We start from the raw sequence: 21,621 nt of genomic DNA on the forward strand, positions 1-21,621 counted from the left end.
TCATACACAATTAACAATAGTAGCTATATGAAAGAAAAGCTGTTTTCATGGTTAAATCGTAGTTTAGATCCAAATACAGCTATTGGTGTTGCAACTTACGCAGATACTGTTAACGCAGTATGTTTAAAAAAACAACGCGACCAATGGATGGTTCACAGTTCTCACAGTGTAAATGTGTCTGAGCAAACCGATTATACCGCTGCAATTGTTGCTTGTACAAATGAGGTTTCTACTGATATTTGTGCAGTTAATTTAGTCATACCGCACTACTTTTATCAAATAGTGCAAATGGATAAACCAAACCTTAGTGATGAAGAAATTATTCAGTCACTCCCTTGGACTACAAAAGGTTTAGTTGATATAGCTTCTGAAAATATTGTGGCTGATTTTATCGATTATCCAATAACGTTACCGATGCAAAGCAGTAAAATGAATGTGTTTATTACGAATAAGCTGCAACTACTTCCGTTTATAGACAGTTTTGAACAAACTAAACCTGTTTTGCGTGCAATGACCTCTGAAGAAATGGTTTTAGTTACCTTGTTTGGCTCATACAAAGAGGCGCATATGCTGATTGTGCAACATGCTAATCATGAACCTCGAATCTTAATTATTCGTGATGGGCAATTAGTATTAGCTAGGCGATTAAATGGTTTTTTGGGTATTTCAGATAAGGATCAAAATCAAGAATTGGTAGAAGCGTTAGGATTAGAAATTCAGCGTTCTATGGACTTTTTTGAAAGCCAGCTCAAGCAACCACCAATTCGCAGCATTCAGTTACAGTGCGATGATTTATCCTCATTAACTCTTAGAGCCGGGCTTGCAGAGTTTTTACAAGTAAAAGTTGTAGATTTTGAGTCTAACTTAGAATTAGCGCAGCAATTAGAGCCAAATTTTTATTATGCGCTTGGGGCAGCCTATCAATTAACAGATCCTGAGTCTGTGCTATGAAAACCCGGATTAACTTTTATCAAAAAACCTTACGCGTACGGCGAGACCCAGTCCCTTTGTCTGGAATGATTACGTTGTGGTTAGGTGCGCTATTAATTATTTCAATCACGTGGGCTTTTTACAGTTATAAAACATATTCTAGTGAGCTTGATTTAGAACAAAATAGGCAATACCTCAAACAAGGAAAAGCTCAGTTAGAAGTTGTAAAACAGCAGTTAGCAGAGAAACAAAATAAAACACTCTTTATTAATGAGCTAAAAACACTTCAGCAAGAGGTTTTGCACAAGCAGCAAATATTTAGCTATTTAGAGGAAAGTTCAGATCAGTCTGCAACCGATTACGCTCAGGTAATGCACGATTTAGCGAAGTATCATGAATCTAATATTTGGCTGACCCACATTAAGTTTGTAGGGCAAAGTGTGACGCTTCAGGGTCAAACATCGCAATCAAAATTCTTACCAATTTGGTTTGATAATTTAAAACAGTCGCCATTTTTTATTGATAAAGAGTTTTCAGTTTTAGAGTTATCTACGCAAGCAGGTGTGAGTGAATTTAATGTAGCGACAGACCTTAGTGATGAGGGCGATAAACCATGAGCCAAACAATAAGTAGCCAGAATAATAAAAATAAAGGTTGGCCATTATGGGTCAAATACCAAGCTCAGTTTGCATCGCTGCAAAAACGTGAGAAGTATTCCACCTTATTTGTTGGTTTGTTTATAGTGATTTACCTCGGTCTCTGGTTCGTTATTTTTCCACAGCAAGATGAAGTTGCCAACATACGTTCAAAGCACAATACAACGCTGCAAGAGTTACAGCAGATAAATGCGCAACTCTCCATGTTAAACCAAGCACTAAACTACGACTACACTAAGGTTTTACGCGGTCAAATTGCACAAACCAGAGATGAATTAGCCGAAATAAATAATCAACTTAATAGTTTTAGCCAAGGCTTTGTAGCTGCTAAAAATGTACCTGCCGTTTTAAAAGATTTGCTCGTAGATAGTAGCGACGTAAAAGTGAGTAGCTTTAATGTAAAACCAGCACGGGCTATCGATGTAGAAAAACTAGGTGAACATGATACGCAAACATTATTTTTTGAGCATCAGATGGTAGTTACTTTGCAAGGTAGCTACTTTAGCTTACAAAAATATTTAGCCGCATTAAAAAATAATCAAGATAAGTTATTAATACAAGAGTTTAGTTATCAGGTACTAGAGTACCCTCAGGCTGAATTAACTTTACAAATTGCTACAGTGAGCGCTAATGAAAAATTTATCGCGTTATAGTATTTGTACTTTGGCTTTTTACATTATTGCGCCGAGTGCGCTTGCGCAACTTCGCGATCCGACTCAGCCAAATATGTTCGTGAGTAACAATAGTCCAGTTAAGCAAAGTACAGAACTTAAATTGCAATCTATTATTAAAAACAGTACAGCATTTAAGGCCATTATTTCAGGCCATATTTATCGAGTTGGTGATGCTGTAGATGATTTTCGGGTGCTAAGCATTAACTCAAAACAGGTTGTGTTAGCAAATGATGATAAACAAATAAAATTAGAATTATATGACTATGAAATTAAAAAATAATTTATCTCACCCGTGGCTTGTTCTTCTATTGTTACCTACATTTTTAACTGCGTGCCATAGCTTTAAACCAGGTAAAGAGGTTAAAAATCATATAGAGCAAGAGTTATCTGAAAGACCTACAGAGGCTAAAGTAATTGCGCCTTTACAAATGCCAAGCGAACTTACACAAAGCTTATTGTCATCTATAAATAATGAGCAAACTATAAGTGATGATTTATCTATAAAGCGTTTTGATGTCGCAGCAAATGATGTCGAAATAGGCGCTTTTTTTGCAGGCTTAACAGACGATACCCCTTTTAGTGTTGCTGTGCATCCTGAGGTAAATGGCACAATTAATTTAAATCTTAAAAGCGTTACGTTTAATGAAGTCATTAATGTTATTAAGCGTATGTATCCTTTAGATATTGTTAATGAAGGACGAATTGTACAAGTACTACCAGCCAAAATGCGCACAGAAACAATACCTGTAAATTATTTAATGATGCAACGCCATGGTCAGTCTACAGTGAGTGTTGTTGCTGGTGGGGTGAGTCAATTTGCACAAAGTGGCAGTGGTTCGAGTGGTTCAAGTTCAGGTAATAGTAACCAGCAAAATAGTGAATTTGGCGGCGATAATCAAAGCTTAGATTTGAATGGTTCTCGAATCCAAACAATTAATAAAAACGATTTTTGGAAGGAATTAGAAGTTGCCCTTAAGTCTTTAATTGGCGCAAGCGATGGGCGCTATGTTGTTGCAAGCCCACAAGCTAGTTTGGTAACCGTAAATGCATTACCAAGCGAAATTAGTCAGCTAAAAGAGTTTTTACGTCAAAGCCAAGAAAACCTACAACGCCAAGTTATTCTAGAAGCAAAAATAATAGAAGTAACCTTAAAAGATGAGTACCAACAAGGGGTCAACTGGGAGCGCATAGCCAGTGGTTTAGAAGGCGGTATTTCGTTTGCTACAACAGCGGGTTCTACAATTAGCAATAGTATTTCGGCTGCCATTGGCGGAGCGTCATCGCTGACAATTCAAAAGGGTGACTTTAATGGGGTTATTAATTTGCTAGAAACCCAAGGTGATGTGCAAATGTTATCTAACCCTCGCGTTACGGCTACAAACAACCAAAAAGCAGTTATAAAAGTAGGGCAAGACGAATACTTTGTTACTAATGTATCAAGTACGACGGTAACTGGTACTGCTACAACTACCTCGCCTGAGATTGATTTAACACCGTTCTTTTCTGGTATTGCGCTTGATGTAACGCCGCAAATTGACAAGTACGGCTCAGTCATCTTGCATGTTCACCCTTCAGTAACTGAAACAGAAGAGCAGCTAAAGGTAATTACTTTAGACGATCAACGTTTTGAATTACCTCTAGCGCAGAGCAACATTCGAGAATCAGATACCGTTATTCGCGCTCAAAGTGGCGAAATAGTGGTTATTGGTGGTTTGATGCAAACGTCAACACAGGATGAAGAATCAAAAACACCCGTGCTGGGTGATATCCCCATATTTGGCAACTTATTCAAAAGTATTCGTAAACGCCAAGAGAAAAAAGAACTAATTATTTTAATCAAACCAACCGTTGTTATGCCCGATACTTGGAAAAAACAACAAGGTGAAAGCCGTCAGCTTTTAAAAACATGGTATGAAAACTAACTATGTATTTAAGCTTTTTTAATTTAAGTGAAATGCCTTTCACGCTAACCCCTAACACACAATTTTTTTGTGCACTTGAACCGCACCACGAAGCGATGCAAGTGCTAACAACAGCCATTGAAATGGGTGAAGGGTTTATTAAAGTCACCGGTGAAGTTGGGACAGGTAAAACGTTGCTTTGTAGAAAGCTATTAAACCAACTTGAGCCAGATTACATTGTGGCTTATTTACCTAACTCTTATTTAAGTCCTGAAGAGCTTAGATGGGCGATTGCAATTGAACTGGGTATGGATGTAGATAAAGCATTGGACCAACAAGCACTAGGGCAGCTTATAAATCATCACTTACTCGACTTACAAGAAGATAATGAACGCGTAGTGCTTTTGATTGATGAGGCGCAATGCTTGAGTTGGGAGACTCTAGAGGCGTTGAGATTATTTACAAACTTAGAAACAGAAAGCGAAAAGTTGATTCAAGTTGTGTTATTTGGGCAACCTGAACTTGATGAAAAACTGGCAAACAATAAAGTAAGGCAGCTGCGCCAACGTATCAGTTTTTCGTATAAATTACGGGCGATGACTGGCGCTGAGGTTGTTTATTATATTAATCATCGCTTACAAGTTGCAGGGTTTAATAGGCCTCCTTTATTTAATAATAGTATGGGGCTTAAGATTGCCAGAGCAAGTCGTGGAATTCCTAGGTTAGTTAATATTTTATGCCACAAAGCACTATTACAAGCTTATGGGGAAGGGTTAAATACAATAACAAATCGCCATATTCAGCTTGCCATAAAAGATACCGAAGACTGCGCAAAATATCGAACCGGTCAATATTGGAGCTACAGCGCGTTAATGTTTAGTGTTTTAGCTATTGCTGCCATATGGGTATGGAGGCAGTGGTTATGAGCGTTATAAATAATATGCTTAAAAATATTGAGCAACGTGAAGCTAAACAAGTGAATATTCAAGAAGGTATAAGCGTAAAGCCAATATATGATGTAAAAAACATTGTATTTAAAGCCGCAATTTTACTTATTATGCTAAGTGTCATTTTTTTAGCATACCTGTATTTACCGACCGCCGACAAAAAAGAAACTCAACGTGAGTCTGTGCTACCACAGCAAAAAATGGTCGCGGTTTTGAGCTCTAATTTATCTGATTCTCAAGATGAAAAAAGCACTGTAGAGCCTTTAGTTGAGCAAGAAGTTGTGAAGAAGGCTGTGCAAGTTGAGCAAATAAAACCAGAAGTGAATGATTTAGCTGAATCCAAGTTGAGTGAAGCAACATTACTGGTTTCTCAACCAACGGCTGAGCCGGTTGTAATTGCCGAGGTTAAACAAAGCCCTGCACTAGCTAAAGATAATGTGTTAGTGGCTAGTGAAGCTATTGTCAGCAAGCCAAAAATTACTTCAGTGACTAAAACTAAGCCACAAAATACTATGATCAAAAGTGCAGCAGAAACTAAGTCACCACAGGCTTTATTAGTCGAGCAATTAGCAGCAGCTAAACAGGCAATACAGTTTGGCTTATACAACGAAGCTATTAGTGATTTAAACATTATTTTAGCGCAATCGCCTTTACATGTTGAGGCTCGAAATTTACTGGCTGCAACTTACTTTAAACAACAAGATATAAATTCGGCAGAGCAGGTTTTGCAATCAGGTATTCGCCAAAACCCTAACGTACTTGAATGGCGTGTAATGCTAAGCAAAATACTCATTATGCAACAACAGTATGAAGGGGTATTACTGCTTTTAAGTGATGAATTTGAATCCCAGGCGAATCTTGATTTTTGGGTGCTGCAAGGTACTGCTGCGCAAAGTGCGAGTAAGCACCATAAAGCACTTGAAAGCTTTAAACATCTTACACAGCTCCAGCCTAGTCAAGCAAAGTGGTGGCTTGCACTTGCAACCTCAAAAGATGCACTAGGAGAGTACCTCGATGCTAAACAGCTTTATAAGGTGGCTCTAGATTTAGGTGGGTTAAATACCGCTATGACCCAGCATGCATTACAGCGTTTAGTTGCACTAAAGGAGGCCGTATGAGACCTAGTTTAAAAATGCGCTTAGGCGATTTACTTGTTCACGAACACATGATCACCGAAGCGCAACTAAGTGAAGCATTAAATGTTCAAGCTGCAACGGGCCGTAAATTAGGTTCGACACTTATTACACTTGAGTTTATTAGTGAGCCACAATTATTACGCTTTTTAGCGCAGCAATTACAGGTACCTTTTTTAGATATATCACAGCGAAAAATATCACACGATGTATCTAAGCTTTTATCTGAGGTTTATGCACGTCGCTACAGAGCATTAGTAATTGAAGACAATGGTGACTCTGTTTTGGTCGGGATGAGCGATCCTGCTGATTTAAGGGGCCTTGATCAACTTGCGACTATGCTTGCTCCTAAACGAATAGATTTAGCTGTTGTACAAGAAAGCCAAATCATGGCTGCGTTTGACAACGTATATCGCCGCACAGATGAAATTACCAACTTTGCAGCACAACTCCATGAAGAATATCAAGACGTAGAAGAATTTGATTTAAACTCTTTAGGTGATGAGACATCTGATGCAACCGTCGTAAAGTTACTGCAATCAATATTTGAGGATGCTGTGCAAGTTCGCGCATCTGATATTCACATTGAGCCAGATGAAGGTTTGCTTCGCATTCGTCAACGTGTAGATGGAATATTACAAGAGCACACTCTTAACCAAGTAAAAATAGCATCGGCACTAGTGCTACGTTTAAAGCTTATGTCGGGATTAGATATATCTGAAAAACGCCTCCCTCAAGATGGCCGGTTTAATATAAAAGTGCGCAGTCATAGTATTGATGTGCGCCTATCTACCATGCCGGTTCAGCATGGTGAATCAGTTGTAATGCGTTTGCTTGATCAATCTGCAGGATTACTATCGTTAGATGAAACAGGCATGCCGGCACACATATTAAAACGTGTGCGCAGCATTATAAAACGTCCACATGGCATGGTTTTAGTTACTGGGCCAACAGGCTCGGGTAAAACAACCACACTTTATGGTGCATTAAGTGAGTTAAACCAACAAGAAAGTAAAATTATTACAGTAGAGGATCCCGTTGAGTATCGTATTGGCCGTATTAACCAGGTACAAATAAATAATAAAATAGGGCTAAGTTTTGCCAGTATTTTACGGACCGCTCTAAGGCAAGATCCTGACATCATAATGGTTGGCGAAATGCGTGACCAAGAAACCGTAGATATTGGATTAAGGGCCGCTTTAACAGGCCACCTAGTACTATCAACGTTACATACCAATGATGCAATTACCAGCGCTATGCGCTTAATCGATATGGGTGCACCGGCTTACTTGGTGGCAAGCTCCCTACGCGCGATTATTGCTCAGCGATTAGTAAGGCGGGTATGTAATGATTGTAGAGTACCGTACTTGCCAGATCGCCAAGAAATAAGTTGGTTAAAATATTTAGGCGAAGAGATTACAGATGCTCAATTTTCTAAAGGGCAAGGTTGCACTGCATGTAATCACACTGGTTATAAAGGACGTGTAGGTATTTTTGAGTTGCTCGAAATGGATGATGCAATGATGGATGCCTTACGAGTTAACGACACACAAGGTTTTGCGAAAGCCGCTAAAAATAGCGCAAACTTTTCGCCACTCTCAGCAATGGCATTAAATTATGCTAAGAAAGGTATTACCTCTTTAGATGAAGTATTTAAAGTGGCTGAATATATCCCCGAAATAGTAGGGGATATTGATGCAACTATATAGCTATAAAGCGAAAGACAGCAAAGGTGTATTAGTAAAAGGCCAATTAGAAGCAAGTAACCAAGCTGGTGTAGCTGATAGTTTAATGAAGCGTCAATTTATACCCATATCAATTTCTTTAGTTGAAACAAAAAATAACATTAAAATTTTCGATAACTTATTTGTCGAAAAAATAACGCTAGACGACATGATTATGTTTTCTAGGCAAATGTATTCGCTACTAAAAGCAGGTATTCCAATTATACGAGCAATGGTTGGATTGGCAGATACAACACAAAATAAAGAATTCAAAAATGTATTGATGGAAGTTACTAGGCAGCTTGAGCAAGGCCGTGACTTATCCAGTGCAATGGCCATGCATAACTTGGTGTTTAGCCGTTTAACCGTGTCAATGGTGATGGTTGGTGAAGGTTCTGGCCGATTAGAGGATGCTTTTTATCAACTCGCTATTTATTTTGAAAAAGAACAGGAAACCCGCAAACGTATAAAAGCAGCAATGCGCTACCCTACTTTTGTTATTTTGGCTCTTGTAGCAGCTATGGTTATTTTAAATATTTTTGTAATTCCTACCTTTGCTAGCATGTTTGCCAAATTCGATGCCGAATTGCCGTTAATGACTCAAATATTAATTGGTACTAGCAGCTTTTTTGTTAATTACTGGTGGTTATTGTTGGTAATGGGTATTGGAGCGGTATTTGCGTGGAAGCGTTATTTAAATACAGAACCAGGACGTTTTAAGTGGGATCAATATAAATTAAAAATTCCATTTATTGGCGATATTTTAAAACGCACATTGCTTGCGCGCTACAGCCAAAGTCTAGCTATGGTATTGCGCTCTGGTGTACCTATGACCACGGGGTTATCGCTAACAGCGCATGCCGTAGATAATAGCTATATGGAAAAAGCGATTATTACTATGCGCCAAGATATAGAAAAAGGCGATAGCTTACTTAGAGCCTCAAAAAGTTCTGAGCTGTTTTCTCAGCTTGTATTACAGATGGTCGCTGTAGGTGAAGAAACCGGTCGGGTTGATGAGTTACTTCAAGAAGCAGCTGATTATTATGAGCGTGAAGTTGATTATGATTTACGAAGCTTAACTGCAAAAATAGAACCTATTTTAACTGTGTTTGTTGCCATTATGGTGCTGATTTTAGCGTTGGGTATTTTTATGCCTATGTGGAACATGATGTCGGCAATCAAAGGGAATTAAGGTGAACACAACCATAGCTTACTCAAAAGGTTTCTCATTATTTGAATTAGTTATTGTTGTTATTTTACTGGCAGTAATTTTGAGCTTTGCTATACCTCAATATATAGGTATTAAAAATCAAGCGCATAATGCAAGCGTAGATGCTATCGCAGGTGGTTTTTCATCGGCTGTTGGCATGGTTAGAGGTCAATGGGAGTTAGAAGGGAGACCAAATAGTAAGTCAAATAAAACATTTGTTAATTATGGAGGAGTAATAGTTGCTGTTGATGGATCGTTAGGTACACCAACGGGTGATGGAACAGAAAAAAAAGATACTCGCGCAGAGTCTATAAATCCTCATAAATGCCGCCAAGTATTAAATGCAATTTTACAAGATGCACCAAGTAGTACCTCAAGTAGTGAAATATCGATAATAAAAAGTGTAAGTTTTTTAGTTAGGTACAATGCAGAAAGTACGCAATGCGTCTATTATTTAACTCATACCATTGATATTAAAAGTATACCTACCAATACGGGTGAAATATCAGGTTTAACAGGTTTTTCATACTTTGCTAAAACAGGCAAAGTAAAAATATTTAAAAACTAAGTAATTAAAAAGAGGCTTATCTATGAAAACGCAATCGTTAAAAAGTTTACCAATAAATAAACAAGCAGGTTTTACACTTGTTGAATTGATCATCGTAATTGTTATTTTAGGCATTTTAGCCGTTACCGCAGCCCCTCGTTTTTTAAATTTGCAAGGTGATGCGAATGCTTCAACACTTGAAGGTGTACAAGGGTCGATTCGCAGTGGTATGAATATTGTGAATGGTAAGGCACTTATTGCTAATATACAAAATAAAGCAGAAACAGATACTCCAACACCTATTGTTGAAGGCGTAGCAATTCGATTTGGCTACCCAGTAGGGACTATTGATGCATTTGAGGCATTTTTAGATATAGATTTTGCAGATGTAACCGATGATCCTACTATCGCTGATAGTACTGACTTCAATTTGTCAGGAGGGGATGATGCTACAACTCCAGTCATTATTTATCCAAATAGCTACCTAGTCACAGATTCTTGTAAAGTTACTTATACTCCAGCTTTAAACAAAGATACTCCAGCAACAGTCGCTATCGATGTTAGCGATTGTTAATATTAAATGATAAGCAGTAGTAAGCAACGATTGCGTGGCTTCACACTCATTGAGTTAATTATTACTCTAGTGATATTGGGAATACTGTCGGTAACGGCAGTTCCCAAATTTCTGGGCAGCTCAACAGAAGATGCATACTCATATCGAGACCGTACATTAAATGCACTGAGAACAGTGCAGTTACGTGCAATGCAAAATACAGCAACAACAAGTTGCCATACTCTTTATATAACCTCCACACTTATTGCTCCCCCCACACCTGATACATGTATTGGTGGCGCTGATACCAACAACACCGATCATTTAGTGGTACAAATAAACACGCAAAGAAGTGATATAACATTTAGCGCTTTAGATAGTAACGCGAATATATTTACCCAAATTAGTTTTGATCCTTTAGGTAAATCAAATCAAACCTGTACTTCGCAGTGTCGAATAGACGTTGGATTAGCTGGCGTATGCATAAGTGATGAAGGGCTTATATATGCGTGCCCTTAAAGTAAAAGGTTTTACTTTAATTGAGCTTATTATTGGCATAGTGATGTTTGCTATTGCATTAAGCATTATTACCGCGCTCATTGCCCCGCAAGCAAAAAAAAGTGCAGAGCCAATTATTGCTTTAAGAGCCTCTGAATTTGGTCAATCACTAATGAACGAAATTCAAAGTAAATCGTTTGATGAGCACAGCGATAGAAGCGCACCTTTTAGGCGTTGCGGCGAAACAACCTTGGGTGCTGAGCCTTGTACCGCAGAGGGCAATTTAGGCGTCGATAACTTAGGGGCTGGCCTAGAAACCCGAACCAGTTATAACGATGTAGATGACTATATTGCACTTTCTAACCAACCTATTACAAATAGTTTAGGTGAGGTGTTAAGCGAATACAGCGACTTTAATTTAGTTGTTACTGTTGAGTACGATAGCGACTTTAACGAATCGACCACCAACGATGGCACAACCTTTAAGCGCATTACTATTGAAGTAACATCACCCTTAGGCGAAGTTTACGGATTTAGTGCATATAAAGGGAATTACTAATGCAAAGAGCTAAATACCAAAATGCATTTACCCTTATAGAGCTATTACTTGTCATGGTTATTATTGGTGTTTTAGCCGTAAGTGCATTTTCGTTTATTGGTGCTGGGGTCAGCATTTACTCACAAGGTGTTGAACGCCAAGAAGCAGTAGCTCAGGCCCGCTTTTTAATAACGCGACTTAGTAAAGAACTTCGCCACGCTACGCCTAATTCATTAAGGCTCTCTTGCGATAACAGTACTAGCGGAGCATGTAGTGCTCAGCAGTGCTTAGAATTTACGCCGTTTTTATCAGCGACTCACTATACAAATTACCTACCTACCGTAGCGCCTTTTAATGTTAGCGCTGTTGATTTTGAACTTAATAATTTAACGCAGCCGCAAGCTGGAGATTGGGCAACTATTTACCCATTAAGCAGTGCTGATATATATGATGAAAATAATAGTAAGCGCTTGCAAGTATCAGCATTTAATAGTTCAGCGAGCGAAATTGATGAGTGGCAATTTAGTAAAGCATTTGCCCAAGAGTCGCCGAGTAAACGCCTTTATTTACTTTCAGAACCGGTAAGTTTTTGCGTTGAAGGGCAGTATTTATATAGATATACCAATTACGGTTTTACTATTAATCAATTAGATGCCGTGAGCTTACAAATAAGCAGTGGTGTTAAACGTGATTTATTAGGTATTTACATTGCCAATAATTTAGCGAGCGATTTATTTTTTACTCTTGATGCGCTCTCCTTACAAAGAAACGCTGTGCTTAATGTGAATGCGCAAATGCAATTTAACGATACTGAAGTAATGAACTTTAATCATGAGGTACATATTCCTAATGTACCTTAAAAAAAATCCTCACGGAAAAGCCTTAGCCAGTAAACAAAAAGGGAACTTAATAATTGTTTCTTTGGTAATTATTGTTGCTTTATTAGCACTAGGATTAGCATTAGTTAAAGTGCTTTCTGGTGCATCTCAACAAAATACAATTGAGTACTATGGGGCTCGCGCTTTTATGGCAGCACAAAGCGGCCTAGAAAGTGGTTTAACGCAACTATTTCCAATAAATAGCTCAGTTCAAAGCTGTACATCAGTTACTACTGATTTAACCTTCCAAGCTGCATATTTAGCTAACTGTAAGGTCGAAGTGAATTGTAGCGAATATATAGGCTTACCCGATAGCAGTACGGCGAATGGACTTGTGAATATATATTATCTACAAAGCAGTGCAACGTGCGCCGCAATTGATTGCCCTGCAGGGAGTAGCTGCAGAAAAGATTATTGGCAAACACAAAGAACGCTCAGTGTGGAGGCTAAAACTTTACCATGATGAAAAATGCATTAGTCATTATATTTTTTAGCTGCGTGTTGCTTTGTAATTACGCAAACGCGGTACCGCCTAAAATTGAAGGGCGCTATATTGAGCTGCAAGACACATACACATCACCTATTTGGACAAAAATAAATTTTCAACAGCAATACATAACACCTCCTGCTGTTTTTATGCTCTCAACAAACCAAGGCGGAAACCCCGCAATAATAAGAATACGTAATATAACCACAACCAGCTTTGAGGCACTACCTCTTGAGCCTTCGGGTGAGGATGGTGAGCACGTTACGATGGGAGCTCATTATTTGGCTGTTGAATATGGCGTACATGAGTTTCCTGATGGAACAATCATGGAAGTAGGAAGTACCGATTTATTATTAGAGCTACAGTATGGTCCTAAGTCAGGCTTCTCCCCATTTACGCCAAAAGGTTATAAACAGTTAATCTTTGCTGAGCCATTTTCACAAAGGCCGAACTTTTTCCATTCATTACAAACGCTCAACAGCATAGATAGTAATCCACCTACTCAAGCATTAGTGCCTTTTTTGACCGTTGCAGTAGAAAGTAATTCTTTATCTGCTAGCGGCGTTAATATTGCTTTAGAAGCATCTGAAACAGCACTTGGGCTTATAAAAACCGAAACTGTTGCCTATATGGCCGTAGAGCCTGGAAGTAACCGCACATTTTCTGATGATAATGGCGTTGAGGTATCGTGGGAAACTTTTTTCACAGGCTTTGAAGTTGACGGCTGGAGCAATGGCTGTAATTACTTTAGTTTTACTAATAACTTTAGTGTGGCTCCGTTAGTTGTAGCAAGTAAAAACTCACGCCAAGAAGACGATGGCGGGTGGCTACGCAGCTGTAACCTAAGGACCGACAGGTTAGGGCTAGTTGTTGACGAAGATCGTGATGGCGATAACGAGCGCCGTCACGTAAACGAGGAAGCATCAATACTCGCCATGACCAGTACCTTTGTATTTAATGGTGATATTTTAGATTGTGATACGTTATTCCCAGGCGCTATTTCTACTTATAACAATGGTGAAGTGCAGCTGGTGCAGGGAGTAGAAATAACCGATGGTAATGCGCAGTTTGTCACCACCACAAGTTTAATTTCTACAGCGCTGACAAGCCCTCCTTTGTGTAATGGTCAGGCGTGTGTTGCTGGTGGTTATAACTCTTTAGAACCGAATCAAGCGGCGCAGGTGCCAACGGTTACAAATGATGGTAGCTCAACAGGGCCCGTACCTACTTCTTTAGCTGGCGACTATTATTACGATGAGTTGCAGTTAAGTATGCTGGAAACAGAGTACAGAGTAACAGCGCCTACACGTATTTTTTTAAAAGACACAACCTCACTTCTATCAACTTCATTTTTGAATATAGGTAAAACAAATATAGTAGTAGAAACTGGCGCGTACTTGGCTATTTATGTGGATGGTGCGGTTGCTATTGCAGCCGATGCAAATATTGCGGGCTATATTGTTGCAACTGGTGAGGTAAGAATCGCTCAAAATGTAACGTATCAGGGATCAATTACATCGGCTACTCAAATTATTACCGAAGGGAGCTCAACGTTTGACGCCCTACCAGTACCCGAAAGTATCCCTGGTTTTTGTGGTATTTATACACCAGAAACACTGGATCATTATCGTTTAACAATAAGCGATAACAAAGGTCTGACGTGTGAAGCTAAAGAAATGACACTAACAGCCTGCGCTAATGATGCCTGCGACTTATTATTTGCTGAGCCGTCTAGTTTAAACCTTTCTCCAGATAATAGTGGTCAGCAAAGTTGGGTTACGGGGGAGAATATTAATTTTACAGGATCAGCGGTTGTCGAATTTGCTAAACGCACCACAGGCAGTGTTACATTTGGATATAACACCGCTGATCCTTCTGCACCTCTTCGTTGTTATATCGGTGGTAATAATGTTGGTTTGAGTGGCTGTAAAGTTACGTTTTCTGATGCTGGATTTATTTTTAATAATGATACAGATGGAAATACTACAATTCCTACTCAGTTATCAGCAAAGCCTTCAAATACTGGATTTAATGCAAAAGCGCTATCTATTCAAGCGGTAAAAACAAATACCACTACGGGCGTATGCGAAGCTGCATTTCCCGCTGGTGGCGATGTAAGCTTAGATTTATCGTATACATGCAGTGCTGGTGCAAGTTGCTCTGATACGGTTTCACTTAGTAACAACAATAATACCTTTGCGGTCGAGCAAGCAGCTAAATCGTTCACGCTAAACTTTGATAGTGAGTCTAAAGCCCCGATTGTTATAAATTATCCCGATGCAGGAAAGTTGAGTTTAAACGTAAAAACCAACTTAATTTTAGACCCACTAACTAACTTATCAGTAAATTTAACGGGTAGTTCAAATGAATATGTCGTAAAACCATTTGGATTAGCCATGGAGGTAGCAAGTGATGGTTATGCAGCAGATGCCAATGGGAGCTTATTTAGATTAACGGGCGAAGCATTTGATTTAAAAATGAATGCGGTGCAGTGGCAAACAGGGCAAGACACTAACAACGATGGTTTCCCAGACAACTACAGCAATATTACAAATAACACCATTGCCAAGCATTTTATTACAGAGCAACCAATTGTAGAGGCATTACTTAAAGCGCCTACGCCAGGCATTCAAGGTACGCTTGAAGCGATGAGTACTGTTGCCTTTAATGACACAGGTAGTTTGAGTGAATCTATATCGCAATATAATTACGACCAAGTTGGCATAATTGATTTAACAGCAGGCCTTCAAGATGCCGATTATTTTGGTGCGGGAGATGTAAAAGGTGAGCTATATAACGTTGGTCGTTTTGCACCTTCGCAGTTTCAGGTAGTGGGGGTTCAAGCCGCCGCGCAATGCACGCAATACGGCAGTAATTTAACTTATCTTGATCAACCTTTTGAACTTGGCTTTACAGTACAAGCACAAAATCAAAATGGTGAGCTAATGGCTAATTATAAAGAGGGCTTTGATAAATCGAGTGTAGACGTTAATGCCGAAAATAATGAAGTAGGTAACTATGTACCTGCAACTAATTTTACTAGCCGCTTAGTAAACCTAGGAAATAACAACTGGGGAGATATAAGCGACGGCCAATGGCAAATGAGCCAACTCAACACGACACTTAAAAGATTAGGTGTAGGGCAAGCAGACGGACCGTTCGCTATGGTGAGCTTAATGGCAACGCTTTCTGACATAGAAGGAGCAACACTTATTGATGCAAATGATAAACCTAATACACAAACAGCATGCTCGGGTGGTTGTAATAGCGTACGACTAAATGCATTGCCAATAGAGTTTAGGTTTGGACGTTTAGTCCTTGGCAATAACGCAGGCTCCGATCTCGACCCTTTACTTATTCCTATGCAGGCTCAGTATTACAACGGCAGTGGATTTGTAAATAACGCTGAAGATAACTGTAGTGTATTTGATCATACCCAAATTACTCAAATATCACCTAGCAGCCCACAATTAACCTATAAATATGGGACTGGTGTATCTGGCCAGCTAGAAGCGGGAGTATATCCGCCAGATAACGGTATTTATGCACAGCCAAATGGTTTGGGTGAATTTACCTTAGAATATAATACTTATGATTGGTTAAAGTGGGATTGGCAGGGCGATGGAACACAGCTTGATCCTCGTACTATTTTACAATTTGGACGCTTTAGAGGAAATGATCGGGTTATTTACTGGCGTGAAACACGCGAATAGTTGTAAACTAATATAATAATTGAACAAAGCTTGTGTTTTGTGCTGCAAGTACATAGCATAAGGCTTTAATTATAAAAAATAATAACGACCAAATAATTGCCGCTTTTTGGGACTGGAATATATGCGAATTACTCCTTTATCTCTGTTAATTTCAGCTAGTTTGTTAGCTAGTAGTGCATTTGCACAAGACACAGCTACAGTGACTGGAATTGACTCAGAGATTAGTGTTAAACAGACAGAATACGATAACTCGACAAGAATACTTGAAAAACATCTTAAAGAAGAAAGTCAGTTACAAAATCAATTAGAGCTACTTCGTTCTCGTTCTACAGAGCTAGATAAAGAAAAAAACCAAGCGCTCGATGCGATGAACGAAATGTACCGTCGTTTAATTGACGATCCCACTATTAATATTAGTGCGGCTCAATCACGCTATCAAAAAGCGGTGATTGATCATAAGCAAAATAAAGATGACATTTCTATGCAGTTGGCGGCAATTGCATCCCACCGTAAAGATATAGAACAAATTCGTGTTGCTAAGCATACGCTTTTAAATACATTAGAAAGTTTAAAAGAGCAGTTAACTACAGCCCGCGTAGAGCGTTTACGTAACGAGTTTACACGTGAAGGTACGCTTGAGGTTAACCACACTATTAACTGTAAGCGAACAGAAACGCTAGCAGCATGTGAGCAACGCGGTCAGCAAATGGGTCTACAAAAAGCAACTAAACGCTTTGTTGATCAAATTTTTGCAAATCTAACAGAAGAGCGCATTGTTGAGCCAAAACGTAATTTGGCGGGCGCTCAAGTACAAATATTAAGTAGCCATGTAGTTAACAGTGCATTTAGCGGCCAAGGTAATTACAACGTTAACTTAAGCGTAACTATGCGCGGCGAAGTTAATAGCAGCCGTTTATGTAGCTTATTAAGCATAGATAACCGCTATTGTTCTGAGTACGGCACGCCACTTACGGCTGCTTATCAACCAGCGTATAACAATACATTTACCGATAGTCAGTTAACATTCAGTAATAGCGCGGATAATAGCAACACGGTGTCGGTTTCTCGTTTAAATGAGCAGCCAGTACGTGATTATTCAGTTAAACCTGCATCGGTGAAAAAAGATTACCCTTCTATCCTTAATAAGAAGAAGGATCAATCAGTAGAGCTAACATTACGATCAAACGTATACGACGATGAAGTGTTTATCGATGGTGTAAGCTTTGGCTCAACACGCTTGATTACACGTTTACCGCCGGGCATTCATAACATTGAAATACGTAAACTTGGTTATAAACCTTATCAAGCACGTGTTGATTTGAATAAAGCGCAAACAATTAATGCAAATTTAGTAAAAAAGCCTAAGTCGATTGCTGCACCGACCTATACTCGAGAGCAACCAGAAGTAACAACACGCCAGGTTAGTGAAAACGTTAATGTATTAAATGCAAACGTTGAAACGCCGGTTGTCGTTATTCCTGCAGGCAAATTTAAAATGGGCGATATTAACGGCAATGGTTTAGCTAATGAACGTCCAGTAATTGAAAAAGTAATAGCAAATTCTTTCGCTATGCAAAGTAAAGAAGTAACTGTGGGTGCCTACGAAAAGTTTGTAGCAAATACAGGTTATAAAACTCAAGCGGAAAAAAATAAAGGGTGTGCGTATTATTTAAATGGCGAACCAGTATGGGAAGCAAATTTAAATTGGCGTAATCCTGGTTTTGAGCAAGGCAGTGACTTTCCTGCTGTATGTTTAACTTATAACGATGCAAAAGCTTATGCTGAGTGGTTATCTGGTCAAACAGGACAGCAATTTCGTTTACCTAACGAAGTTGAGTGGGAATACGCAGCACGCGCAGGAACTGAAACAGAATACCCTTGGGGTAACGAAATTGGTAAAAACCTAGCTAACTGTGGTTGGTGTGGTAGTGAATGGTCAAACAGACGTGCATCACCAGTAGGTTCTTTTTCTCCAAATGCATTTGGATTATACGATACCGTAGGCAATGTATGGGAATGGACCGATAAAGAATCAGGTGAGTCTGATGTAGCAGTAAGAGGCGGAGCGTGGAACTTTGCACCAAGCCTTGCTCGTGCATCTACGCGTTTAATTTTAGCGCCTGATTTTAGATCTAACTACATTGGTTTTCGCTTAGTTCGCGAACGATAAAACTCAATTAAGGAAGCTTTGCTTCCTTTTTTCACAAATTCACAAAGGCGCTGCGCTTTATATTGCTCATATAGTTGAGCATGTTAAAGTGAGGCAGCTAATATAAGAACGTATTTCAAAGGTCATCCAGCCTCATGTTTAAAAAACTCCGTGGTATTTTTTCTAACGATCTATCGATCGACTTGGGTACAGCCAATACCCTAATTTATGTAAAAGACGAAGGCATTGTATTAAATGAACCTTCTGTTGTTGCTATCCGCCAAGAGCGTGCTGGTGGACCTAAAAGTGTTGCATCTGTAGGTACAGAAGCAAAGCTTATGTTAGGTCGTACACCGGGTAATATAAAAGCGATTCGTCCAATGAAAGACGGTGTTATTGCTGACTTTTTTGTAACAGAAAAAATGTTACAACACTTCATTAAACAAGTGCATAACAATAACTTTATGCGTCCAAGTCCGCGTGTACTAATTTGTGTACCGTGTGGTGCTACTCAAGTAGAAAAACGTGCAATACGTGAATCTGCAATGGGTGCAGGTGCTCGTGAAGTTTACTTAATTGAAGAACCAATGGCAGCAGCTATTGGCGCAGGCTTACCAGTATCAGAAGCAACAGGTTCTATGGTTGTTGATATTGGTGGTGGTACAACTGAAGTTGCTATTATTTCACTTAACGGCGTTGTTTACTCATCATCTGTTCGTATTGGTGGTGATAAGTTTGACGAAGCTATCATTAATTATGTACGCCGTAACTTTGGTAGCTTAATTGGTGAAGCGACAGCTGAAAATATTAAGCATCAAATTGGCTCTGCGTTTAAAACTGATGAGCCAATCGAAATTGAAGTGCGCGGTCGTAACCTTGCTGAAGGTGTTCCGCGTTCATTCACACTTAACTCGCACGAAATCCTAGAAGCTCTACAAGAGCCATTAATGGGTATTGTGAGTGCAGTAATGGTTGCGCTTGAGCAATCACCACCAGAGCTGGCATCAGATATTTCTGCACACGGTATGGTACTTACTGGCGGTGGTGCATTGTTAAAAGATTTAGACCGTTTATTAATGGAAGAAACGGGTATTCCGGTTGTTGTTGCTGATGATCCACTTACATGTGTTGCACGTGGTGGTGGTAAAGCACTTGAAATGATCGATGTTCATGGTGGTGACGTTTTTAGTTACGACTAATGAAATTAATGTTTGGACGCACAGTCTCTTTGCAACTGCGACTTTTTGTCGCAGTGCTTTTGAGTATCGTACTCATTGTTGGAGACAGATATACGCAAGGTGGTACTGTTGTTCGTACCAGCCTCAATACCTTAGTTAGCCCACTAATTTATGTTGCTAATTTACCCTACGAATTATTTAGCTTAAGTGCTAAAAGCCTGCATACGCGCGAGCAACTTCTTACTGAAAACGAAGCGCTGAAAAAAAAGCAAATGCTACAAAGCGAGCAACTTCAGCAGTATCAATTTCTAGCCAGAGAAAACCAAAAACTACGCGCCTTATTAGGCTCATCTGCAAAGCAATCAAATCGTAAAATTATTGCTCAAGTACTTTCTGTGCATTCAAACCCGTATAGCCATCAAGTTGTTATAAATCGTGGTACCACCGATGGACTTAGTGAAAGCCAAGCCGTAATTGATGAGATGGGTGTAGTAGGGCAATTAACTAAAGTAGGGTCAACTACGTCACGCGTATTACTCATGACCGACACTACGCATGCCACACCTGTGCGTATACTGCGTAACGATGTACGAACGGTTGTTGAGGGCATAGGTAAAATTAACGTCGTTAAGCTCTCTCACGTTCCGCACAGCTTAGATGTGCGAATTGGCGATGTACTTGTTACATCAGGATTAGGTGGCACATTCCCAGAGGGATACCCGGTGGCTGTAGTAACCGAAATAAATCGTGATGAAGGCCGCCCGTTTGCACAAGTTTTTGCAGAACCTATTGCGCAATTAGATCGCATTCGTTTGCTGGTTATTTTATGGCGTAATCAACAGGAGCAAATCAGCGATGATTAACCGTTATTCATTGTTAATTGCGCTAAGCATCTTTTTTGCGTTAATAATGGCATTAATGCCGCTCCCTTTTTCGTTTGAACCATTTAGACCTGACTGGGTTTTACTTGTACTTATGTATTGGTCGTTGGCAGTACCGCATCGTTTAAATATTGGTACTGCTTGGGTTGTTGGTTTATTAATAGATTTAGCATCTGGCTCACCGCTAGGTGTAAATTCGCTTACATTTTCAATATGTATATTTGTAACCGCGAGCAACTTTCAAAAAATTCGTAACTTTTCGCTTTGGCAACAAAGCTTATTAATTGGTTTGTTTTTAACGCTGTATCATTTAATGCAGTTTTGGCTAAATCACTTTTTGTTAGGGGTTTACTTTAATCCACAGTATTTATGGCCAGTAGCAACCGGAATGGTTAGTTGGTTTTGGGTGTTTTTACTACTTCGTAAATATCGCAGACATTTTAGGATCAGGTAATGACTACCGCAGTATATTTGGCATCAGCCTCTCCCCGTCGTAAAGAGTTATTAAGCCAATTAGGTGTCGAATTTACACAATTTAGTGTTGATGCAGATGAAAGCCCACTTCCAAACGAGCAACCTAGAGCACTTGTTGAGCGTTTAGCTCGCTTGAAAGCCCAAAGCGGTGTAGAGCTTGGGTATACAGATCGTCCCGTACTTGGTAGTGATACCGTGGTTGTTATCGATAACGAATCACTGGGTAAACCACGCGATAAAAACGATTTTACAAATACATTAAAACGCCTGTCAGGTAACACACATCAAGTACTTACCGCTGTAGCATTTGCGACGCAAAATGATGTAATTAGCTGCGTTGTAAGTACTGACGTTACTTTTAAAACCTTAACAGATGAAGAAATTAATGCCTACTGGGAGACAGGTGAGCCACAAGATAAAGCCGGCGGATATGGTATCCAAGGTTTAGGTGGTCGCTTTGTAACTCATATTGCGGGTAGCTATTTCTCCGTTGTAGGCTTACCTTTATATGAAACCGAACAATTATTAAAAACATTCTTAAGAAGGTAAC

General features: G+C 39.4%; 21 protein-coding genes. All 21 read left to right on the forward strand.

What is annotated here, in order from left to right:
- The first annotated feature begins 27 nt into the window (after positions 1 to 27).
- The 21 genes from I6F45_RS01960 (at position 28) to I6F45_RS02060 (ending at position 21,620) form a co-directional block, all read left to right on the forward strand.
- Positions 28 to 951, forward strand: coding sequence for an MSHA biogenesis protein MshI (locus I6F45_RS01960; protein WP_197159541.1), 924 nt, complete (start codon positions 28 to 30; stop codon positions 949 to 951).
- The gene (locus I6F45_RS01965; RefSeq protein ID WP_231609592.1) at positions 948 to 1,547 is read left to right on the forward strand and encodes a PilN domain-containing protein; all 600 of its coding nucleotides are present in this window, start codon (positions 948 to 950) and stop codon (positions 1,545 to 1,547) included. The genes I6F45_RS01960 and I6F45_RS01965 overlap by 4 nt, the downstream gene beginning before the upstream one ends.
- Positions 1,544 to 2,239, forward strand: a complete 696-nt coding sequence (locus I6F45_RS01970; protein WP_007586316.1) for a hypothetical protein — start codon at positions 1,544 to 1,546, stop codon at positions 2,237 to 2,239. Before I6F45_RS01965 ends, I6F45_RS01970 begins: the two co-directional genes overlap by 4 nt.
- Entirely contained in the window at positions 2,217 to 2,540 is a 324-nt protein-coding gene (locus I6F45_RS01975) for a hypothetical protein (protein WP_007586318.1), read from the forward strand. Before I6F45_RS01970 ends, I6F45_RS01975 begins: the two co-directional genes overlap by 23 nt.
- Entirely contained in the window at positions 2,524 to 4,182 is a 1,659-nt protein-coding gene (mshL, locus tag I6F45_RS01980) for a pilus (MSHA type) biogenesis protein MshL (RefSeq protein WP_197119307.1), read from the forward strand. Before I6F45_RS01975 ends, mshL begins: the two co-directional genes overlap by 17 nt.
- Positions 4,183 to 4,184: 2 nt before the next feature.
- Complete coding sequence (locus I6F45_RS01985) at positions 4,185 to 5,087, forward strand: ExeA family protein (protein WP_007586321.1); 903 nt, start codon at positions 4,185 to 4,187, stop codon at positions 5,085 to 5,087.
- Positions 5,084 to 6,226 (forward strand): tetratricopeptide repeat protein, encoded by a 1,143-nt coding sequence (locus I6F45_RS01990; protein ID WP_197159542.1) that lies wholly within the window; start codon positions 5,084 to 5,086, stop codon positions 6,224 to 6,226. Before I6F45_RS01985 ends, I6F45_RS01990 begins: the two co-directional genes overlap by 4 nt.
- Entirely contained in the window at positions 6,223 to 7,950 is a 1,728-nt protein-coding gene (locus I6F45_RS01995; RefSeq protein ID WP_024589866.1) for a GspE/PulE family protein, read from the forward strand. Before I6F45_RS01990 ends, I6F45_RS01995 begins: the two co-directional genes overlap by 4 nt.
- Positions 7,937 to 9,157, forward strand: a complete 1,221-nt coding sequence (locus I6F45_RS02000) for a type II secretion system F family protein (RefSeq protein ID WP_165739283.1) — start codon at positions 7,937 to 7,939, stop codon at positions 9,155 to 9,157. Before I6F45_RS01995 ends, I6F45_RS02000 begins: the two co-directional genes overlap by 14 nt.
- A 1-nt stretch (position 9,158) precedes the next feature.
- Complete coding sequence (locus I6F45_RS02005; protein WP_197159543.1) at positions 9,159 to 9,743, forward strand: pilus assembly FimT family protein; 585 nt, start codon at positions 9,159 to 9,161, stop codon at positions 9,741 to 9,743.
- A 22-nt stretch (positions 9,744 to 9,765) separates the two neighbouring features.
- On the forward strand, positions 9,766 to 10,296 hold the full coding sequence (locus tag I6F45_RS21510) for a prepilin-type N-terminal cleavage/methylation domain-containing protein (RefSeq protein WP_165739287.1): 531 nt from the start codon (positions 9,766 to 9,768) through the stop codon (positions 10,294 to 10,296).
- Between the two features lie 6 nt (positions 10,297 to 10,302).
- Positions 10,303 to 10,794, forward strand: a complete 492-nt coding sequence (locus I6F45_RS02015; RefSeq protein ID WP_165739289.1) for a type II secretion system protein — start codon at positions 10,303 to 10,305, stop codon at positions 10,792 to 10,794.
- Complete coding sequence (locus I6F45_RS02020; protein ID WP_165739296.1) at positions 10,781 to 11,332, forward strand: type II secretion system protein; 552 nt, start codon at positions 10,781 to 10,783, stop codon at positions 11,330 to 11,332. The genes I6F45_RS02015 and I6F45_RS02020 overlap by 14 nt, the downstream gene beginning before the upstream one ends.
- Positions 11,332 to 12,171, forward strand: coding sequence for a PulJ/GspJ family protein (locus I6F45_RS02025; RefSeq protein WP_197159544.1), 840 nt, complete (start codon positions 11,332 to 11,334; stop codon positions 12,169 to 12,171). The genes I6F45_RS02020 and I6F45_RS02025 overlap by 1 nt, the downstream gene beginning before the upstream one ends.
- Positions 12,161 to 12,652 (forward strand): agglutinin biogenesis protein MshP, encoded by a 492-nt coding sequence (locus I6F45_RS02030; RefSeq protein WP_165728129.1) that lies wholly within the window; start codon positions 12,161 to 12,163, stop codon positions 12,650 to 12,652. The genes I6F45_RS02025 and I6F45_RS02030 overlap by 11 nt, the downstream gene beginning before the upstream one ends.
- Positions 12,649 to 16,389 carry an H-type lectin domain-containing protein gene (locus I6F45_RS02035; RefSeq protein ID WP_197159545.1) on the forward strand — a complete coding sequence of 1,247 codons (3,741 nt, stop codon included), beginning with the start codon at positions 12,649 to 12,651 and terminating at the stop codon, positions 16,387 to 16,389. Before I6F45_RS02030 ends, I6F45_RS02035 begins: the two co-directional genes overlap by 4 nt.
- A gap of 121 nt (positions 16,390 to 16,510) precedes the next feature.
- Entirely contained in the window at positions 16,511 to 18,559 is a 2,049-nt protein-coding gene (locus I6F45_RS02040) for an SUMF1/EgtB/PvdO family nonheme iron enzyme (protein WP_007586336.1), read from the forward strand.
- A gap of 134 nt (positions 18,560 to 18,693) precedes the next feature.
- Positions 18,694 to 19,737 (forward strand): rod shape-determining protein, encoded by a 1,044-nt coding sequence (locus I6F45_RS02045; protein WP_007586338.1) that lies wholly within the window; start codon positions 18,694 to 18,696, stop codon positions 19,735 to 19,737.
- The gene (gene mreC, locus I6F45_RS02050) at positions 19,737 to 20,579 is read left to right on the forward strand and encodes a rod shape-determining protein MreC (RefSeq protein ID WP_010553767.1); all 843 of its coding nucleotides are present in this window, start codon (positions 19,737 to 19,739) and stop codon (positions 20,577 to 20,579) included. The genes I6F45_RS02045 and mreC overlap by 1 nt, the downstream gene beginning before the upstream one ends.
- Positions 20,572 to 21,051: a rod shape-determining protein MreD gene (gene mreD, locus I6F45_RS02055; protein WP_007586341.1), complete on the forward strand. Its 480-nt coding sequence runs from the start codon at positions 20,572 to 20,574 to the stop codon at positions 21,049 to 21,051. The genes mreC and mreD overlap by 8 nt, the downstream gene beginning before the upstream one ends.
- Positions 21,051 to 21,620, forward strand: coding sequence for a Maf family protein (locus I6F45_RS02060; protein ID WP_165739304.1), 570 nt, complete (start codon positions 21,051 to 21,053; stop codon positions 21,618 to 21,620). The genes mreD and I6F45_RS02060 overlap by 1 nt, the downstream gene beginning before the upstream one ends.
- Position 21,621 lies beyond the last annotated feature (1 nt).

Source organism: Pseudoalteromonas sp. SWYJZ19 (genome assembly GCF_015864375.1).
Taxonomy (GTDB): Bacteria; Pseudomonadota; Gammaproteobacteria; order Enterobacterales; family Alteromonadaceae; genus Pseudoalteromonas; species Pseudoalteromonas arctica.

Bases quoted from the DNA above. Each gene is read 5' to 3' on its own strand.
- I6F45_RS01985 (WP_007586321.1), top strand. From the start codon at position 4,185: ATGTATTTAAGCTTTTTTAATTTAAGTGAAATGCCTTTCACGCTAACC.
- mshL (WP_197119307.1), top strand. From the start codon at position 2,524: ATGAAATTAAAAAATAATTTATCTCACCCGTGGCTTGTTCTTCTATTG.
- I6F45_RS02030 (WP_165728129.1), top strand. From the start codon at position 12,161: ATGTACCTTAAAAAAAATCCTCACGGAAAAGCCTTAGCCAGTAAACAA.
- I6F45_RS02035 (WP_197159545.1), top strand. From the start codon at position 12,649: ATGATGAAAAATGCATTAGTCATTATATTTTTTAGCTGCGTGTTGCTT.
- mreC (WP_010553767.1), top strand. From the start codon at position 19,737: ATGAAATTAATGTTTGGACGCACAGTCTCTTTGCAACTGCGACTTTTT.
- I6F45_RS02060 (WP_165739304.1), top strand. From the start codon at position 21,051: ATGACTACCGCAGTATATTTGGCATCAGCCTCTCCCCGTCGTAAAGAG.
- I6F45_RS01965 (WP_231609592.1), top strand. From the start codon at position 948: ATGAAAACCCGGATTAACTTTTATCAAAAAACCTTACGCGTACGGCGA.
- I6F45_RS01960 (WP_197159541.1), top strand. From the start codon at position 28: ATGAAAGAAAAGCTGTTTTCATGGTTAAATCGTAGTTTAGATCCAAAT.
- I6F45_RS01970 (WP_007586316.1), top strand. From the start codon at position 1,544: ATGAGCCAAACAATAAGTAGCCAGAATAATAAAAATAAAGGTTGGCCA.
- I6F45_RS02045 (WP_007586338.1), top strand. From the start codon at position 18,694: ATGTTTAAAAAACTCCGTGGTATTTTTTCTAACGATCTATCGATCGAC.
- I6F45_RS02000 (WP_165739283.1), top strand. From the start codon at position 7,937: ATGCAACTATATAGCTATAAAGCGAAAGACAGCAAAGGTGTATTAGTA.
- I6F45_RS02015 (WP_165739289.1), top strand. From the start codon at position 10,303: ATGATAAGCAGTAGTAAGCAACGATTGCGTGGCTTCACACTCATTGAG.
- I6F45_RS01995 (WP_024589866.1), top strand. From the start codon at position 6,223: ATGAGACCTAGTTTAAAAATGCGCTTAGGCGATTTACTTGTTCACGAA.
- I6F45_RS02025 (WP_197159544.1), top strand. From the start codon at position 11,332: ATGCAAAGAGCTAAATACCAAAATGCATTTACCCTTATAGAGCTATTA.
- I6F45_RS21510 (WP_165739287.1), top strand. From the start codon at position 9,766: ATGAAAACGCAATCGTTAAAAAGTTTACCAATAAATAAACAAGCAGGT.
- I6F45_RS02020 (WP_165739296.1), top strand. From the start codon at position 10,781: ATGCGTGCCCTTAAAGTAAAAGGTTTTACTTTAATTGAGCTTATTATT.
- I6F45_RS01990 (WP_197159542.1), top strand. From the start codon at position 5,084: ATGAGCGTTATAAATAATATGCTTAAAAATATTGAGCAACGTGAAGCT.
- I6F45_RS01975 (WP_007586318.1), top strand. From the start codon at position 2,217: ATGAAAAATTTATCGCGTTATAGTATTTGTACTTTGGCTTTTTACATT.
- mreD (WP_007586341.1), top strand. From the start codon at position 20,572: ATGATTAACCGTTATTCATTGTTAATTGCGCTAAGCATCTTTTTTGCG.
- I6F45_RS02040 (WP_007586336.1), top strand. From the start codon at position 16,511: ATGCGAATTACTCCTTTATCTCTGTTAATTTCAGCTAGTTTGTTAGCT.